General features: G+C 70.6%; 15 protein-coding genes. 4 read left to right on the top strand and 11 right to left on the bottom strand.

Features of this window, described 5'->3' with window-relative positions; translation table 11 throughout:
- Window positions 1-320 precede the first annotated feature (320 nt).
- A complete protein-coding gene (locus tag AC2CHE_RS21040; protein WP_484506594.1) occupies window positions 321-1,835 on the top strand; it encodes a DUF4419 domain-containing protein in 1,515 nt (504 codons plus the stop codon).
- A gap of 107 nt (window positions 1,836-1,942) precedes the next feature.
- Here the strand turns inward: AC2CHE_RS21040 and AC2CHE_RS21035 are convergent, their stop codons facing one another.
- A complete protein-coding gene (locus tag AC2CHE_RS21035; protein WP_484506593.1) occupies window positions 1,943-2,395 on the bottom strand; it encodes an SMI1/KNR4 family protein in 453 nt (150 codons plus the stop codon).
- A 133-nt stretch (window positions 2,396-2,528) separates the two neighbouring features.
- Here AC2CHE_RS21035 and AC2CHE_RS21030 point away from each other — a divergent pair, with 133 nt between their 5' ends.
- From AC2CHE_RS21030 to AC2CHE_RS21020, 3 genes are all read left to right on the top strand, one after another.
- The gene (locus AC2CHE_RS21030) at window positions 2,529-2,882 is read left to right on the top strand and encodes a hypothetical protein (RefSeq protein WP_484506592.1); all 354 of its coding nucleotides are present in this window, start codon (window positions 2,529-2,531) and stop codon (window positions 2,880-2,882) included.
- Between the two features lie 725 nt (window positions 2,883-3,607).
- Entirely contained in the window at window positions 3,608-4,792 is a 1,185-nt protein-coding gene (locus tag AC2CHE_RS21025; RefSeq protein WP_484506591.1) for a HEAT repeat domain-containing protein, read from the top strand.
- Window positions 4,793-5,009: 217 nt separating this feature from the next.
- Window positions 5,010-5,174: a hypothetical protein gene (locus AC2CHE_RS21020; protein WP_484506590.1), complete on the top strand. Its 165-nt coding sequence runs from the start codon at window positions 5,010-5,012 to the stop codon at window positions 5,172-5,174.
- Between the two features lie 39 nt (window positions 5,175-5,213).
- On the opposite strand, the gene AC2CHE_RS21015 is transcribed toward AC2CHE_RS21020, so the two are convergent.
- From AC2CHE_RS21015 to AC2CHE_RS20970, 10 genes are all read right to left on the bottom strand, one after another.
- Window positions 5,214-5,957: a hypothetical protein gene (locus AC2CHE_RS21015; protein ID WP_484506589.1), complete on the bottom strand. Its 744-nt coding sequence runs from the start codon at window positions 5,955-5,957 to the stop codon at window positions 5,214-5,216.
- A gap of 474 nt (window positions 5,958-6,431) precedes the next feature.
- Window positions 6,432-9,323 (bottom strand): helix-turn-helix transcriptional regulator, encoded by a 2,892-nt coding sequence (locus AC2CHE_RS21010; protein WP_484506588.1) that lies wholly within the window; start codon window positions 9,321-9,323, stop codon window positions 6,432-6,434.
- Between the two features lie 161 nt (window positions 9,324-9,484).
- Complete coding sequence (locus AC2CHE_RS21005) at window positions 9,485-9,853, bottom strand: holo-ACP synthase (RefSeq protein WP_484506587.1); 369 nt, start codon at window positions 9,851-9,853, stop codon at window positions 9,485-9,487.
- Window positions 9,837-11,069, bottom strand: a complete 1,233-nt coding sequence (locus AC2CHE_RS21000) for an acyl-CoA dehydrogenase family protein (protein WP_484506586.1) — start codon at window positions 11,067-11,069, stop codon at window positions 9,837-9,839. Before AC2CHE_RS21000 ends, AC2CHE_RS21005 begins: the two co-directional genes overlap by 17 nt.
- The gene (locus AC2CHE_RS20995) at window positions 11,062-11,664 is read right to left on the bottom strand and encodes a hypothetical protein (RefSeq protein WP_484506585.1); all 603 of its coding nucleotides are present in this window, start codon (window positions 11,662-11,664) and stop codon (window positions 11,062-11,064) included. Before AC2CHE_RS20995 ends, AC2CHE_RS21000 begins: the two co-directional genes overlap by 8 nt.
- Complete coding sequence (locus AC2CHE_RS20990; RefSeq protein WP_484506584.1) at window positions 11,661-12,509, bottom strand: hypothetical protein; 849 nt, start codon at window positions 12,507-12,509, stop codon at window positions 11,661-11,663. The genes AC2CHE_RS20995 and AC2CHE_RS20990 overlap by 4 nt, the downstream gene beginning before the upstream one ends.
- 35 nt (window positions 12,510-12,544) lie before the next feature.
- A complete protein-coding gene (locus AC2CHE_RS20985; RefSeq protein ID WP_099845203.1) occupies window positions 12,545-12,802 on the bottom strand; it encodes an acyl carrier protein in 258 nt (85 codons plus the stop codon).
- A 91-nt stretch (window positions 12,803-12,893) separates the two neighbouring features.
- On the bottom strand, window positions 12,894-14,282 hold the full coding sequence (locus AC2CHE_RS20980; protein ID WP_484506583.1) for an alanine racemase: 1,389 nt from the start codon (window positions 14,280-14,282) through the stop codon (window positions 12,894-12,896).
- A complete protein-coding gene (locus tag AC2CHE_RS20975; RefSeq protein ID WP_484506582.1) occupies window positions 14,275-15,666 on the bottom strand; it encodes a preATP grasp domain-containing protein in 1,392 nt (463 codons plus the stop codon). The genes AC2CHE_RS20980 and AC2CHE_RS20975 overlap by 8 nt, the downstream gene beginning before the upstream one ends.
- Window positions 15,667-15,677: 11 nt before the next feature.
- Window positions 15,678-16,637, bottom strand: coding sequence for a 3-oxoacyl-[acyl-carrier-protein] synthase III C-terminal domain-containing protein (locus AC2CHE_RS20970; protein WP_484506581.1), 960 nt, complete (start codon window positions 16,635-16,637; stop codon window positions 15,678-15,680).
- Between the last annotated feature and the right edge of the window lie 16 nt (window positions 16,638-16,653).

The following is a 16,653-nucleotide window of genomic DNA, read 5'->3' as shown; positions in this document are numbered from 1 at the left end:
ACCGCCAACCGGGTCGCACGCTCACGCAGCTCATCGTTGTACTTCTTCGGTGCCGGCATCGCTGGTGTTCCTCCCAGGTTTCGATGTCTCCATCAAACCCGGTGCGGGACACACGGAGGCTTCCCGGGTTCCGCGACGAGCCGGACTGCTTCCTCATCGACTCCTACCCCCTCGACGAAGACAGGTAGACCGTGGGCTTCGTCACGGTGCCGCAATACGAGTAACCGGTCGCGCGCTGGCCGGCAGACACGCGGTCAGCGGCAGATGAGTACGTTCGCAGCGGGATCGCGCCCGGAGCGAGCGGCCGTTAGAGTCGCACGATGGTGACCTTCCGGGTCGATCAGGTGACGCCTGCAGCCGAGGGTCTGCCCACCCGGCCGCTTGGCGAGCTGTTCGGGGACGCGCTGGTGTTCGGCGGCGATCCCGTGCTGCCGGTGGTCGTGCCGGACGGGGTGCATCCGCTGCTCGACGCCGTCGGGCGCGCGTTCGCCGACCATCGCCCGCTGGTGTTGTCGCCCGACGCGGTGTGGTTGACCATCGCGCAGGGTGTCGCCCAACACATCCGGCTCCACAGTGAGGAGCTGCGCCCCCGGTTGGTGGGCCATGCTGGCCGTAAGCGGCTCACCGTCGCCGTTGACGGGCCGATGCCGCAGGATGCGGTTTCCTGGCAGGACGTGGTGGAGTCATTCCACAAGCTGTTGGCCGCCGAGATCAGCGACGCGGACGTGTTCGAGTGCGATTTTTCCACCAGTACCGACGTCGACCGGCTCGCGGGACGGGTCGTTTTGCTCGACGCGTACTCGGCGTACTTCTCGCTGTGGCTGGTGTGCGTGTGCGGTATCCCGTCGATCACGTTGACCGGCACGGTGGCGGACTGGCAGAAGATCCGCGCACGGGTGGATGCGATCGCCGGGTTCGGTCTGGAGGCGTGGTGCCGGTCGCTCGCCCTGATCGCCGACCAGTTCGTTCGAGCCGCGTCCGGTGAGGTCGATCTGGCGTTCTGGCGGCGGATCTACAACCCGGTCGACGCGTACGGCGGTGAGGTGGTCACCGGCTGGGCGGCGCGCCTGTACCCGTACCTTCGCGGTGAGGGGGTGGTGGACCAGCCGAATCCGCTGCTGGAGTTGCCCATCGATGAGCCGCGCGACATGACCGGCGACGGCCGCGGCTTCTACAGTGGTCCCGGCATCCGCACCGATCAGGTGCCCGCGATGTTGTCGCGGGCGATCGTCAACGTCAACGATCGGGTGGCGGGCGACAACCGGGCGGTGGCCCTGCACGCCGGCCTGGTCGGCTTGGCTCAGGACGAGAACGGCGGACTGCGGCCGGTGGCCGGCTGGTACCTCGCGTCGGCGGCGGTGGAGATCGACGACGTGATCGACCGAATCGTGCGCGACCACGAGACCAGCCCGCCGCAGCCTACGCTCCTGTTCGACGTTCCCGCCGAGGTCGTGGCGCTCTACCGGCGCATCGGCTCCGCCACGCTGTTCGACACGTGGCGGCTGCTTCCGATGGCCGAGCACCGCCGGGTCTACCGCGGCTACGAGACCTGCTCGCTCCTGACGATCATCGATCTTACCGACGGCCGTAGCGTGTGCGCGGCCCTCGAGGACGAGAGGCAGTTGACCCACTGGGTGCTCTGCCGCGTCGAGGAGGTGACGGCCGCACGCTCGGACGAGTTCGATCGCCTCTTCCGCCTGGTCGACGAGCCCGCCGACGTCCCGGTGTACGGCACCTCGCTCGCGCTGCTCCTCGAGGCCGCTCTCGACTCCGGCGGCGACATCGCCCACCTGGAAACCGGTCGGCTGGATCAGCTGGACCGACCCACCGGTTGATCCATGACACGCCATGCCCTCACATCGGCTACCGCAAGCGCTAGCAGATGGCCGACCGGTCACTGTCTGTGACGCGCGGTCGGCAGCAGGAGCGGATAGCCTGGCCGCTACAACCGGAGTCCATGACGCGCGACGAATTCCAGGACGTCGGCCGCCTCAAGCTCCGGGTCGCCGCCATCGTGGAAGTGGAACCAGACCTCGTCGCGGCAGTGACCATCATCGACCGGGAACCCCCAGTGATCGCCGGTGCCCACCGGCCCTATCGCGATGAATGTCCGGTCAGGGAACTCCCGGTCGTTGGCCGACTTCACGTCGTCGTCGCCGGAGGCGGCGCCGACGATCGGGAACAGTTCGACGGAGCCGACCATGCCACCGCCGTAGCGCATCATGAAGGCCTTGTACTTCTCCGGCAACGTCACGCCGAGATGCTTCTCCAGGTCGGCAACCTCGGCGGCGGTGGCGGTGCGTCCCTCGATGAGCGCGAAGCCGTGCGCGGCTACCGAGGCCACCGACTTCTGACGCAGCGGCTCAACCAACGCGTCGAACTCCACGAGGTTCATGCTGCTCAGTCTGCCCTCCCACCGGTGGCCCTCGTATGCGCGGGTCGTGAAAGGTCCGGACACCTGAGCGTCATCGTGATCCCGCAAAAATCGATAGCGCGATGGCGTCGGATCCCAGCTATGGTGCGCGGACGTGCGGTTGGAACCGACAGAGGTACGGATGACGCTGGCTATCAAGGGTTCACGACGGATCACCGTAGATGGCGTCACCTTCCGCTGGGCGGTTCGCCGCAGACCGACCTACTGCCAAGCCAACGGCTGGTCGCCGCTGACCTTCGTCGCCGAGCAGGTGGAACAGCCAGGCGCTTTGTTGGTGGCATCGCTGCCCTGCGCCCATCCCGGCAACTGGCTCGGATTGCCGAGCCAGCCCGTGTTGCCCAGGACGGTGGCTCTTGGTGTCCGTCAGGCACTGGCCACCGGTTGGCGGTCCTCCCGGCCAGGCCCCGCTTTCCAGATGCTCCTGCGCGACTCACCGCACACGCAGTGACTGCGCGTCGTCAGAGGAGGCACATTGTCGGCGGCATGTGCGGACGACTCGCCGACCATGAGGGAGGCCCATTTCGTCGGCATGGTCGACACACGCTGATCGTCGACTGACACTGGGCGGATGGAAGCAGATGCCGCCAAGCGCCGTGAGTCGCAACCTGCGGGTTCGGCAGTGCCGGGCTGGACATATGGGCGAGGTGGGCGCCTCATCTTCACTGGGGAGTCAGGTATCCCTGATCCGCCGCTTCCCGGGGTGCTGCGTGGCACCGTGTGCAACTCGCTGGTGGGCACCACCGTCGGCCTGGTGATCTGCCTGACGGCTGTCGGCGTCGGCTGGGCGGAGCATGCGGGCGTAGCCGCCCTGGCCGCTACTGGGATACCTCAAGTCCGCCGGGGATACCGGCTACGAGTGGCGCTTCTGTTTCTGGTCACGACTGCGGCCTGCCTGGTAGTTGGCGTCGTTGTCGGAGGCGGACTGCGGGCGCCGTGGGACTTGTTCTTCCCGCTGGCCTTCGCCCTGTCCGTCGGCAGTCTCGCGGGGACGACTGCCGCCTACTTGCCGTGGCGGACTCGTTAACACTGAGAATTAGGAGCAGCAGCCTCGAACCCGGAGCCCGGACATCCGCTGTCGCCACGGCCGCGCTCGGTCCGCGGCAGAAGAGCGTGTGATCTTGCCTGCTTGGTGTGCTGTTCCACGGCTGGGTGGTGGTGTGGCAGGGTGACCGGATGATCGACAGCCATGGGGCGTTGGAGGCTGTGGTCCGGCATGCCGTGGAGCTTGAGGACGATTACGACGCTATCGCGCCGACCGTCGCGGCCCTGGCGGCGTGTGGGGACACCGCCCTGGTACCCCGGCTGCGGGAGGCACTGGACCGGTTCCTCGACGAGGGGAACTTCTACGGTCGGGACCTGATTGCCGGTGTCCTGGCTGGCATCGAGGGTGTCGCGGCGCTGCCGGTGCTGCTGCGCGCCGCGGCGCGTGATCTCGGCGATGACCAGGACAGTTTGCAGGCCGAAATCATCGAGCTCCTGGAGGCGGATCGTTCGGCCGGCCGGCGTGTGGCGCGTGACTTCGCCACGAGTGATCGGCCGGAGCTGCGCCGTGTAGGGCTGTGGGCACTTGGGTTCGTGGTCGAGGTGCAGGATGTCGAGCTGCTGGCTGCGGCCGTGGCCGACGGCGACCCGGAGATCAGGTCCATGGTGGTCGGCGCTATGCCCGATCCCGTCGGCGACGACCGGGTATTCGAGGCGCTCGTTCTGGCGTTGCGTGACCTGGACGTGCAGGTACGGGTATCGGCGGTGAGCAGGCTTGGCTACACCGGCCGGGTCGACGCGGTCGCACCGCTCGTTGCTCTCGCCGCCGATCCGACACCACGGGTACGGTCCATGGTCGCGTACGCACTGGGGCGCCTCGGCAGGCACGAAGCGACCCCGGTCCTGCGACGGCTCCTCCACGACCCCGACCGTCACGTCCGTGCCAACGCCGTGGAAGCCCTGGGCTCGGTCGGAGGGACGGCGGCGGTCGACGCGCTGCTGGCGCTGGCTGCCGACCAGGATCCGCAGGTTCGAGCCCAAGCCGCCAAAGCGCTCGCGAAAACGGCGGACTCGGATCCCCGCGTGGTGCCGCAACTCGCGATGCTGACGCGAGACGGCGAGGCAACGATACGGGCGGCCACCCTCAGCGGGCTCACCAGCGCCGGCGACAGGCGTCCGCACCGGGAACACCTCCCGGTCGAATTGGTGGACGATCCGGACCCGATGGTCCGTCAGCGGGTCGCGGTCGTGGCTCGGCATCTCGCGCCTGACGCCGCCCCAGCCATCCTGCGCCGGTATGCCAACGACCCCGATCAGACGCTGCGCCGACTCGCCGCCACCGAACTGGCCCGACTGACCACCCCCACCGCTCACTGATACGGCAGCCCAGAGTCGACGATCCTGGATGAAGCGCCACGCCCGAAAGCCCAGCAAAGGACATCCGCACATCGGCAGATCCGGATGCGTGTTGACCAACATGACTGGCTGTAGTGGATCGTTTGTAGAGCAAGCTCGGCCGCGAGCCGCAGCCGCACTCGCAGACGTCGATAGCTGCCGGGATCTCGGTGGCGTACCCGGCTCTGCACTCGAAGCCGTGCACCGACAACGAGGCACCTCGACCACCCCGATGATCCCGACCGAGCGCGGCGTCGCCCTGCTCGATGCGCTCCGCCAGTCCCGCGTCCGAGCCCTCGTCGACGCCAACGGACAGCCACCCGGGGGCGGCAACGCCGACACGTTCAGTGGCGTGCGCGTCTGACCCCGCATGTCCGAACCGACCGCAGCGCCAGCCAGACGGCTACAGACCGAAGCCGGCACCTCGAACCATGTCGACGAGGCTCCACAGCACAGCGCCGAGGCCGCCCGCGACCACCGCGGAGCCCAGGTAGGTCCACCACGAACCGCGCGTCGCGCGGCACACCAGCAGCACGACGGTGACAACCAGTGACAGCACCACGGTCACCGCGTTGGACGCGACGATCACTCGGACAAAGTCATCCGAGATCGGCCAGTAGTAGTCGCGGCTGAGCTGGTACAGCCCTTCCGCGGCAAGCATGCCGAAGGCGAGACCCGAAGCCGCCGAGGATCGGTGACGCGTTCCACTCCTGACGAAGTAGCCGAGGCTGCCGAGCACCAGTCCAGCGCCGACCGAGAGCAGCAACCAGAACCCCGCTGCCCGGGCCACCGAAAGCAGCCCGTGAGCGTCCGCCGACGAGCCATCTTCCAAGGTCCCGCCGCTCCATCGCCGCGAAACGACCAGGATGAGCCCGTAGTACACCGTTGTGGCGACGAGCAACAGCGCGGTCGCCGCCATCGGCGCGCGGCGCGCGCGGCGAACCAGGTATCCCGCCACCAGCGCGGCTGCACCCCAGGCGAATCCATTACTGGTCAGCGTCAACACGATCTGGCCCGCCGCGTTGGGCAACTCGTCGCCGAGGAAGGCGAGCATGCCCAACGGCACCCCGGCCGCCGACAGCAGCAGCGTCCTGTCGCGCGGCCCGTCCCCGGTGACCGTCGTTGAATACGCGAGGCTGCCAGTCAACCGCGGATCTCATCCCCTGCCCGAACAGGCCCGCGGGTGTCCCGTCCGGCGGGGTGCCGCGGCCGGTCGGTTTACTCGCTGGAGCTCTGCTCGATGTTGCCACCGTTGAGCAGATCCGTCATCTGATCCACCGTCCACCCTCACGCCAGCATCGGCGCCAAGCGTGGGCATTCGGCAGCTTGGGCTTCGCGAGCTTGCCGTCGACATCCGCTACCCGCGCTGCAGCCTCGACCGCGCACCATGTTTGATTCCCCTGGCTCCTGAGCGGCATGTCGACGCGCGGCAGCCGGATCGCCGAGCACGCGGACGGCATCGGATCCCTGACGGTGGATATGCGCGGCACCGGGCTGAACGGACGCGCGGGCACATCCCCGGCGGCGGCCTGGCCGTCAGGCTGCAGGGTCTGAAGGCGGCCCGGCCGGGCACGAGAGTCCACCTGGCCGGGTCTCACCGTTCGAGTGTTCCGGGAGCGCGTCAGGAGGACTGTGCCGACGCGAGCCCGCCGAGGTGGAAGCGGCGTACCAGGGCGGCCCGGTTGGTGACGCCCATCTTGGCGTACACGTGGGACAGGTGCATCTCCACGGTCTTCTGGGTGACGAACAAGCGGGCCGCCACCTGCCGGTTGGTCAGCCCTTCGCTGACCAGGGCCGCCACCTGGGTCTCCCGCCGAGTCAGGGTCGGCGAGCCGCCTTGGCGGCGGGCCCGCCGGGCGCCGCCCGAGCGGCCCGTCAGCAGCCGCCGTCGCTCAGTGTTCACCTGGCGGGTGAAGAGACCGGCGCCGCAGCGGTCGGAGATCTCCTCGGCCAGCCGCAACGTCGCGACGCCCCGATCCGGGTCGCCAGCGGCAACCAGCGCTCTCGCGGCCACGATGTGGGCCTGCGCGGCGTCCAGCGGCATTCGGACCCGCGTGAGGGTCTCTGCGGCGGCTGCCGCCGCCTCGGCGGCGGCTGCGGGGTCCCGCAGCGCCAGCACCCGGGCCCTCGCGGACGCGGCCAGCGCACTGCGGCCCGGCCGACCGAGTCGCTCGGCTATCTGGTACGCGCGCTGCGCCCACTCCGCCGCTGCGCCCGGATCGCCCTCGGCCAGGGTGGCCCGGGTCAGCAGTTCGTACCAGCCGACCTGCGCCCAGGGTTCGAGTTCGGGCAGTCCGGCGGTCGCGGCCACGGCCAGGCACCCGGCGGTATCCCCCAGCGCGAGCAGCGTCTCGGCGTTCGCGCACAGCGCCAGCCTGCCCGGCCAGCCGGAGGCGGGCAGGTCCAGGGTGTACGGAACCACGGCTGGTTCGACCTCTTCGGTTCCGCTCCAGACGGTCAGCAGTCGACCCATCGCCTCGGCCGCGACGTGCAGTTCCCGGAACTGTGTGCCGGACGCCAGTCTTAGCACCTCGGCGCAGTCGGCGGACGCCTCCGCCAGCCGCCCGGCGCACCGATGGGCCAGGCTCCGGGTACACAACAGGTGCAGCAGGGAAAAGTAGCTCCGGGCTCCGGGCGAGACATCGATGGCCCGGCTGAGGTGGTGCACCGCGGCGTCGGAGCGGTCCAGCAGGATCTCGCTCCAGCCGACCCACAGGGCGCTCTCCGGCTCGTCACCGAGTTCGGCGTCCAGCGTGTTGTTGAGCTGCATCGCGGCCTGGTTGGTCTCGCCGCCGGCGGCGCGGTTGCCCCGCAGATGGCTTGCCGCCGCGAGCAGACCCAACGCGTTCGCCCGTACCGCCCCCGGGATGGTCGTGGCACGGCGGGCGGCGCCCAACGCGGCTGCCGCCCACCGGCGTGCCTGCCCGGCCCGGCCGCTCGTCAGTTCCACCGCACCGAGCGCGAGTGCCAGCGCCGCCCAGTCCGCCGGCTGGGCCTCGTCGGGTCGCGTCAGACCACTGCGTAGCAACGCCGCCGCTGCCCCGTGCCGGCCGAGCTGGCGTTCGACCTGGGCGCAGAGCAGGGTCGCCGTGGTGCGGTACGCGGACGGGCGCGTGTCGAACAGCCGCAGGGCGTCGTGCAGTACCGCTCGGGCGGCTCTCGGGTGGCCGGCTGCGGCCAGCGCCTGGCCGAGCCGCACCGTGAGCATCACGCGGGACTCGCTAGGGTCCGCGCTGCTCGGCGAGAGCCGGACCGCGGCACCCAGCCACCGGACCGCGGTGTGCGGGGCCCGGTCGAGCACGGCGATGGCCGCCTCGCGGAGTACCTCGACGGCGACCATGTCGCCCGGCACCGCCAACCGCAGCAGGTGCGGTGCCTGGGCGGCGGCGCTGCTCCGGCGGCGACGCAGCTCCGTCAGCGCGCGGGCGTGCGCGGTCAGGCGCCAGCCGGCGTCGGTGGTGAGGTACGCCGCGTGTTGGACCACGGGATGTCGGAAGGCGAAGCACCCACTGCCGGTCACTGGGCGCAGCAGGTCGGCGGCGACGAGTTCGTCGATGGCGGCCGGCACCTGTTCGGTGGCGATCCCGGCCACCTCGGCCAGCAGGCCGGTGTCGACCGGTTCGGGCCCGAGCACCGCTGCGGCCGAGGCCACCAGGTGGGCCGCGCGGGACAGCAGTTCGAGTTCGGCGGCCAACGCGGCCTCCACCTGAGCTGGGAGCGCTCCCAGCTCCACATGTTCACTCACCGGGCCATGGGGCAGCGCGCCGGCCAGCAACGCCGCCAGGTACTGCGGGTTGCCCTCCGACAGCTCGTGCAACACGGCACGCTGCCCAGCCGACAGCGGTAAGTCGGTCAACTCGTCGAGGTGCGCCCGCTTCAGCGGCGTCACCTCGATGCGGGTTACCTCTCCGGCGGTGTCCAACGCGAGCCGCAGCCTGGCCGGCGACTGGCGGCGGCGATGCGCGATGACCAGCAGCAACGGCGTACGCAGGGGCGCGTCGAGCAGGTGGCAGACCAGATCGATGGTGGCCCGGTCGCCGTTGTGCAGGTCGTCGATCGTGATCAGCAGCGGCCGTTCGGCGGCCAGCGTCCCCAGCAACAGCCGTACGGCGCGCATCTGCCGGGCACCCGCCGGCACCCCGGCCGGCGCCAGTGAACGGGCGCCCGGCAGGCGCAGCGACGGAAAGGTGCCGTTGAGCAGTTGCGCGTGATCGGAGCGGAGTTCGGCCAACCGGGCCTGGGAGACCTGGGGCAGGTACGGGTCCAGCGCGTCGACGATCGCCGCCATCGGCACGTCCGAACCGGGTGCCGGTGCCCGGCCGGCGAGCACCTGCGCTCCGTGTTCTCGCGCCACTGCGGCCACCTGGTCCAACAGCCGGCTCTTGCCGATCCCCGGCTCCCCCGTCACCTCGACGATTCGTCCCGTGCCGTCGAGTAGGGCGGCTACGGCCGCGGCCAGCGCCGAACTCTCCCGCTCCCGGCCCACCAACGGCCGGCGGTGCTCGTCGGCCACCGCCGGCAAACCGGGCGGCAGGGATGCCAACGTCCAGCCTGCCGGTCGGGACAGCTCCGATCTACGCTGGTGCCGATGGCCGGAACGAATCGGGGACCGGGTCAATGTGTGCTCCTCAAAGACGGTACGGCGGGGTTCCGGTGCTGGTCGCCGAACGGGCGTCACCATCCGGCGGCGACCACGGCGACCAGGTTCCGCTTGTGGGTGACGGAGACGGTCACGTGGGTGATCGAGGCCGACCGCGCTGCCTGAGCGGCACTGCCCCGCAACGTGACGCTGGGCGACCCGCCGGGCTGACGCGGCAACGCGATGTCCCGGGGGGCGACCCCCTCGAACAGGCCCGTGCCCAGAACCTTGAGCACGGCTTCCTTCGCGGCGAACCGCCCCACCAGGTACTCCCGACGTCGGCTGTCGCCCAGCGCCTCAGCCTGGACCAGTTCCTCGGCCGCGAAGAAGTACCGCAGGAACCAGCCCCGGCGCAGGAGACGATCCAGTTCGTCCAGGGCGACGAGATCAATTCCGAGCCGCACTGTCGACCGCCCGCTCCGTCACCGGCTGCGGAGCGGTCCGGTCCCGCAGCAGTCGTTGGAAGACCGACATGGCGTGCAGGTTCGTCGTTCCCTCCATCAGTTCGAACGCCCGCACGTCGCGGTAGGTCTTCTCGACCCAGGGATGCTCGATCAGGCAGGCCGGACCCAGCAGCTCGGCCACGAGCCGGGTAGCGTCCTCGGCGACCCGCGCGGCCCGCGCCTTGACCGCACCGATGCCGGCCACGTCGACGACACCGGCGTCGATGTCGCTGGCCACCGCGTACGTCCGGTGCCGGACCGCGGCGATGCGGTCCAGGATGCTGTCGAGCCGGTGCCGGTCGCGCCGGGGCAGCGTCGGGCGGTGGATGACCAGGTAGTCGCAGACGGCCTGCGCGCAGCCGATCGCCATCGCCGCGATGCCCGGGCGGAACCGGTAGAGGATGTAGGTGGCACCGTAGAGCCCTCGGCGGCTGGGTGACCGTTGCGCCCCGAGCACGTCCTCGTCGGCCACCGTGACGTCCTGGAAGCGCAGCCGGCTGATCCGCGCGCCGCGCAGGCCGACGGTGGGCAGCAGTTCGCCGCTGAACCCCGGCGCGCTGGTGTCCAGCAGCACTGCCTCGATGCCCCACGGCCCGGGTGCTCGCCGGCAGAACACCACACCGAGTTGAGCGCGTGCACCGTTGCCGATGTAGCACTTCACCCCGTTGAGCAGCCACCCGCCGCCCGACGCCGGGGTCAGCGTCGTCTCCAGTTCCGTCGCGGCCGAGCCCTTGCCCGGCTCGGTCAGGGCGAAGAACGTGTGGGTGGGGCTGGCCGTCAGCCGACCGAAGTACCGCTTCCGCTGTTGCTCGTCGGCCAGCGCCTGCACGGCCCCGCCGGACAGCGACGGCCCGGGGCTGGCCAGGAGCACGTTGGGATCGCCGTAGGACACCTGCTCGGTGGCGACCACCTGACCGAGGACGGTGCTGCTCACCTCCACCAGCCGCGCCGGGAACTCTCCCACCGCCCGGTACTCCGGCGGCAGCATCCCCTGGACGGGAAAACGCACCTCCGGCTCGTGCAGGTACTCGGTGATGACGTCCGGATCCTGGTCCAGCCGCAGTCCGATCGCGCGTATCCGGCCGGCCAGCGCCGCGCAGTAGTCGGCCAGCTCCCGAGTGCATTCGTCGAGCAGGTCCGTCCCGGCGGGCGCGGCGGCCTCGCGAAGCTCATTCATCGACGTCCTCCGTGTCGGCGTGCAGGTAGACGTTGCCGACCACCTCGGCGAGGTGCAGGTCGCCGGCGGGTCCGTCGGCGAGGAAACCGCTGGCGCCAAGCAACCGCAGCAGGTCCCGGCCGATGTCGACCAGCCGCAGGTGACAGCGCCAACGGGCGTCCCGGTCGGCGTGCCGACGCGCCTCGGGAACGGCCGTGTCCTCGGCCAGCCGCAGCGCGATGTCGGCCAGTTGTCCGGCCACGAGTTGCTTGGCCAGCAGCGTGGTGTTCCCTGAGGTGCGTCCTTCGAGGTGACGCAACGCGTGGGTGAGGGTGGCGTCGAGCAGTTCGCGGTGCGCCGCCAGCAGGGCCACCGCGAAGCGGTCGGCGGCCGGCCCTTCGCCGAAGGCGGACTCGGGGGTGGCCTCGGCGACGGCGAGACCGAAGCGGGTCAGCGGCCCGGCCGGCGCGTCGGGCAGCGCTACCGTGGAGGCGAGAACATGGCCGGTGGGAGACGCGACCAGCCGGCCGGGTGCCACCCGGCCGTGCAGCGCGTCCACGACGAGGGGGTAGGGCGTCCCCGCCGCCTGCGGCGGCGCGGGGGGTGCGGGTTTCATAGTCGAGCCTCCCTGCGCTCGGGCGCTCCGGCGTTGGACAGTACGGCGAGTTGGCTGCGTCCGGTCCGCGGATCGGTGTCACAGAGGACGAGGTTGGCGTAGCGGGTGGCCCATTCCTCGTGGTGACGGGCCAGGTCCAGCCAGACGCTGGTGCAGTAGCCGCCGGGCGGGCAGCGGTGCACCGGCAGATCGACGCCGCTGAGCTGACCGTCCGCTGGCCACGGGCCGGCGACCAGCAGCGTCGGCCCCGGCGGCAGCGCCGTGCGGTGGCCGGCCAGCAGGTCACCCAGCGGTACGTCCGCACCGGCCGCCCGGCTTGCGGTGAAGCGAAAACCGGATCGGGAGTCGGTGTCGAAGTAGAGCAGGGCGCCGCTGTCCAACAGGGGGGTGTCGTGCACCAGCGGATCCCGGTACGGCAGCGTGGTCTGTTCGCAGACGAACAGGGCCAGGCTCGCCTTCCTGCCGGAACGGGTGTACGCGTCGGCGATGCGCAACGCGGTGAACGGCGCCTTCAGGCCCTGCTCGGAGACGGCGAAGCTGCGGCTGCGCCCGCCGAAGAGGGCGTTGAGCCGGGTGGTGACGGTCTTGAGGGGATATCGGTCGGGCAGGCCGTAGGCCAGGATCAACAGGTCCGGCGGCCCGAACGGACTCGGGCGCCGGTCCATCAGTTCCTCGGCCAGTTCGCGGAACCCGATGTTCCGGGACTGCTTCATCAGGTCCTCGTCGACCTCGATGCCGTACGGCGCGAGCAGATCCCGGTGGTAGGCCAGCAGAGCCTCGTCGGGTTCGTAGGGGAGGCCGTCGGGGCGTACGAGCGCTGCCGCGCCGCGCAGGGTCAGGGACATGACCACGTCCTCGGTGATGGGGCGGTGGGCGGCGGTCAGGAACTCACCTTGCGCGCACGCTCCAAAAAGTCCGTCAGGGTGCCCACCGTGCGGAAGTCGTCCATGTCCAGGTTCTCGGGATCCACCTCGATGCCGATGTTGTCCTCCAGCGCCATGAGCAGTTCGAGAATGGCGGTGGAGTCCAGGTGCATGTCCTCGAAGAGCCGGGTTCCCTCGGCGAGCGGACCGAAGTCGCGCATCAGCACCTCGGTCAGCGCGGCCCGGATGTTCTCGACGATCTCGTGGCGTTCCATGTTTCTTCCTCTCGGGATATCCGGTCCGCGGACCGGGTGACGCGGGACTGCTGGGGTCGGCGGTGGTCACCCCGACGGCGGTGGGACAGGCTCAGGTCGCTGCCCGTCCGGCGGGCACCGGTGCGGACGACGGCTCCGGTGGGGCAGCGGCTGACGGTGGGCCCGGCGGCGACGCGCAAGCGGCCGGTGCGGCCGGCACGACGAGGTGCTGCGGCCGGAGCAGGTCCTCGACGGTGTCCGCGCGGCGGACCAGGTGCGCCACGCCGTCGAGGACGAGCACCTCCGACGGGTGACCGTGGCTGAGAAAGAGCACCGGAGACGCGCTCGGCCCGTAGGCGCCGGAGCGCTCGACACCGATCAGGTCGCCCGGGCGGACCTCGGGCAGCGGCACCTTCTTGCCGATGACGTCGTTGGGGGTGCAGAGCGGACCGGTGACGGTGTAGTCGCGCGCCGGCGGGTCGGCGGGACGGCTCAGCGACCGGATGGGGAAGTTCCGCTTGACGAAGCTGCCGATGCCGACCGCCGCCATGTGGTGATTGGTGCCGCCGTCGGCGACGACGAACCACTCGCCGCGCGACGCCTTGACGTAGCGTGCCCGGACCACGTAGGTCCCCGCCCAGCCGACCAGATAGCGGCCCAGTTCGGTGATGACCCGGGTGTCGGGGTGTTCGTCGCGGAATCGTGCCACGGCGCAGTTGACGCCCTCGGCCACCGCCTCGATGTCGAGGGGGGACTCGTTGTCGAAGTAGGGGACGCCGAAACCGCCGCCGACGTCGACGACGTCCAGCGGCAGGTCCAGCGCGGTGGCAAGCTCCGCCGCCGCGGTGAGCACGCTGCGGGTGTTGTGCGCGAGGTCAGCGGCGTCGAGGATGCGGGTACCCATGTAGGCGTGCAGACCGATCACCCGTACGTGGCGCAGCGCGCGCAGGGTCGAGCCGGCCTCGGCGACACGTTCCTGGTCAATGCCGAACTGCCGCGGCTTGCCGCCCATGGCAAGCCGGGAGCCCTTGGTGGCGAACGACGGATTGACCCGCAACATGACCCGTACCGGCTCGCCGGGGGCGTCGGGCAGCGCCGCCGCCATCGCGTCGACGGTGCTGACCTCCTCGAGCGACTCGCACACGACCGCGCCGATGCGCTGCTCGACACAGGCGGCCAACTCCGCCGCCGACTTGCCGGGGCCGAGGAAGATGATGTCCCGCGCCGGCACCCCGGCCCGGCGGGCGGTCACCAGTTCAGCCAGGGACGACACCTCGGCGCCGGCGCCCAGGGAGTGCAGCAACGCGCAAACGCTGATGTTGGGGTTGGCCTTCAGCGAGTAGTAGATCTCGACCGACGAGTCGAGCAGATCCCGTAGCTGTCGGTACGTCCCGCGGATGACCTCACCGTCGTAGAGGTACAGCGGCGTGCCGTACCGCTCGGCGAGTTCGGCGACGGGCAGGCCCTGGACGGTGTGGCCTTCGACGGCCGCTTCAGGCATGGCTCTCCTCCGCAACGGACAGGGTGGTGACGGCGGCCTGGACCGTGCGGTCGAGGTCATCGAGCCGGTCACGGCCAGCGGCGACCAGCAGGGCGTACAGCCGGCCGTCGAACGGCTCCGGTGGGCCACCGGCGCCGACGGGCAGCAGCGCGTTGGCGGTGACGGTGGCGAAGCAGGTGACCAGCACCCGCTCGGTGTCCCGCGCGGTGGCCACCGTGGCCAGCGCCCGACGTACGGCGTCGAACTCCACGGACGCGGCGAGCCGCACGGGGTAGTGCCGGGCCAGCGCGACGGTCCCGGGCGGCTGGCATAGCTCGGTGACCCCGCCCTGGTACGTCGACATGTTCAGCCGGGCGTTGATCTCCAGCACCGGGTAGACCGTCTCGTCGGCGCCGACGATGGCGTCGACACCCACCACGCCGTGGTAGCCGTCGGCGTACAGCCGGTCCGCGACCGCACCGGCGGCGTACTCGATCTGCCGGTGCTGCCCGTCGCTCAGCTCCGCCGGCATGAGATGGCCCTGGTGCACACCCTGCGCGGTCAGCGCCTGCTTGACGAAGTCGAGTTCGGCCCGCCCGTCCCGCGCGATGGTGATCTGGTAGTTGAGGTCACACCGCTTGGGCAGCCACTCCTCGACCACCACGTGTATCCGGTCGTCTCCGGTGCGCGCGGCCCGACGGTCCACCATGCGCAGCAACTGCGCCGCCCGCCCGGGGTTCTCCAGCACCAGCAGTCCCTTGCCGGAGACGCCGTAGGCGTCCTTGACGACGAGGGGTTCGCCCGACTCCAGCCGGAGCCGGTGGTTGGTCAACACCTCGGCCAGTTCCTGCCGGGTCTCGCAGCAGACTCCGGGTACCGGCCGGAGGCCGGCCGCCTCGGCCAGCCTCCGACCGTAGATCTTGCTGTTGACCTGCTCGACCACCGCAGCGGCCGGGGTGGCCAGCGTGAGGCCGCTGCGCCGGGCCAACTCCTCCTCGTCGGCGGTGGTACCCATCGGCAGGAGGTGGGCGCCGGCCGCACCGAGCTGGCGCAGCCGATCGAGCAGGACCGGTGAGTCCAGCGCGTTCGCGGTGGTGGATCGCTCGGGCCGGCAGTTCTCGGGCACCAGTATGGTGGGCAACGCCAGGCCCTGCCGCGTCAGGTAGTCCCGGTACTCCGGGTCGAGTGGGCGGCTGAGCAGAATCGCGTCGCCCGCGCCGGCGAGCAGCACGCCCAGCTCCTCCAACGCGGCGACCACCGGGCGGGGAGCACCCGATGGTACGGGCAGTCCCACGTGGTTGCGGGCCCATTGGGCCTCGGCCTCGAAGTTGCACAGCAGCACCAGCGGTGTATCGGCCGAACCCGTCAGGGCGCGCTTCAGCTTACGTAGGTATCCGGTGGACATGCTCGGCTCCCTCAGCACTCGACGACCATGGCGGAATAGGTGGCGCCCAGGCCGACGGCGGTGACCAGGTAACGGCCTCCCGCGACCAGCGCGCCACGGCCGGCGAGCGTCGCGAGGTTGAGGAACGGGTCCGCGCAGGAGCAGTGCGAGTACTCGCCGACGTTGCCCAGGAAGACCCGGTCACGGTCCAGCCCCAGGGTGGCGCAGATGGTGATCCAGGAGGAGACGTTGACGTTGTGCGGGATGACCATGGTGATGTCGTCCAGGTCCAGCGCGGCGTCGTCCAGCGCCTCCCGGATCACCTCGGCCAGGTGGGTGTGGTAGGTGCTGCCGAAGCGGTGCAGTGCCTCCCCGGCGAGTTGGTACCCGTCGAAGAACTCGCCCACCGTGCGGGAGGCGTACGACAGCACCCGGGTGCCCGCACCGCCAAGTCCGATCAGGCAGGCGGAGGACGCCTCGCCGATGATCGAGGTGTTCCAGAGCACCTGGATCGCCCTGGTGAACGGCTGTTCGCCGGTGAGCACCAGCGCGAGGGCGGAGGGATCCCCGTCGGCGCGTAACAGCTCGCCGGCGATCTCCACGGCGAGCAGGCCGCTGGCGCAGGCGTGTTGGGTCACCGCGAACGCCTCGGCGTTGGTGAGGCCGAGGCGCTCACGCAGCGTGTCGGCCGCGAGCAAGGTGGTCGGAGTGAGGTCCTGCGCGGTGTGCGCGAAGATCAGGTGACGGATGCGGTCGCGCTCCTCGACGGTGGACAGCAGGGCCTGGGCCGGCGGGCAGACCAGGTCGAAGAGCCCGAGGTCGGGGTCGATGCGCAACCGGTCCAGCCCGCGGATGCGGCGGAACAGCCGGGTCTGGTAGCGGTTCAGGCCCAGCCCTGCCGCGATCTCCTCCACGGTGACCGAGCGCTCCGGTGCGTACGCCTCCATCCGGCGCAGCACGACATCGGACCGGGCGGGTGCCAGCGTGGTCATGGGGCATTCCTCCGGT

This window comes from Micromonospora sp. ATLC16, from assembly GCF_057196645.1.
This window is presented reverse-complemented; position numbering and strand designations above follow the sequence as displayed.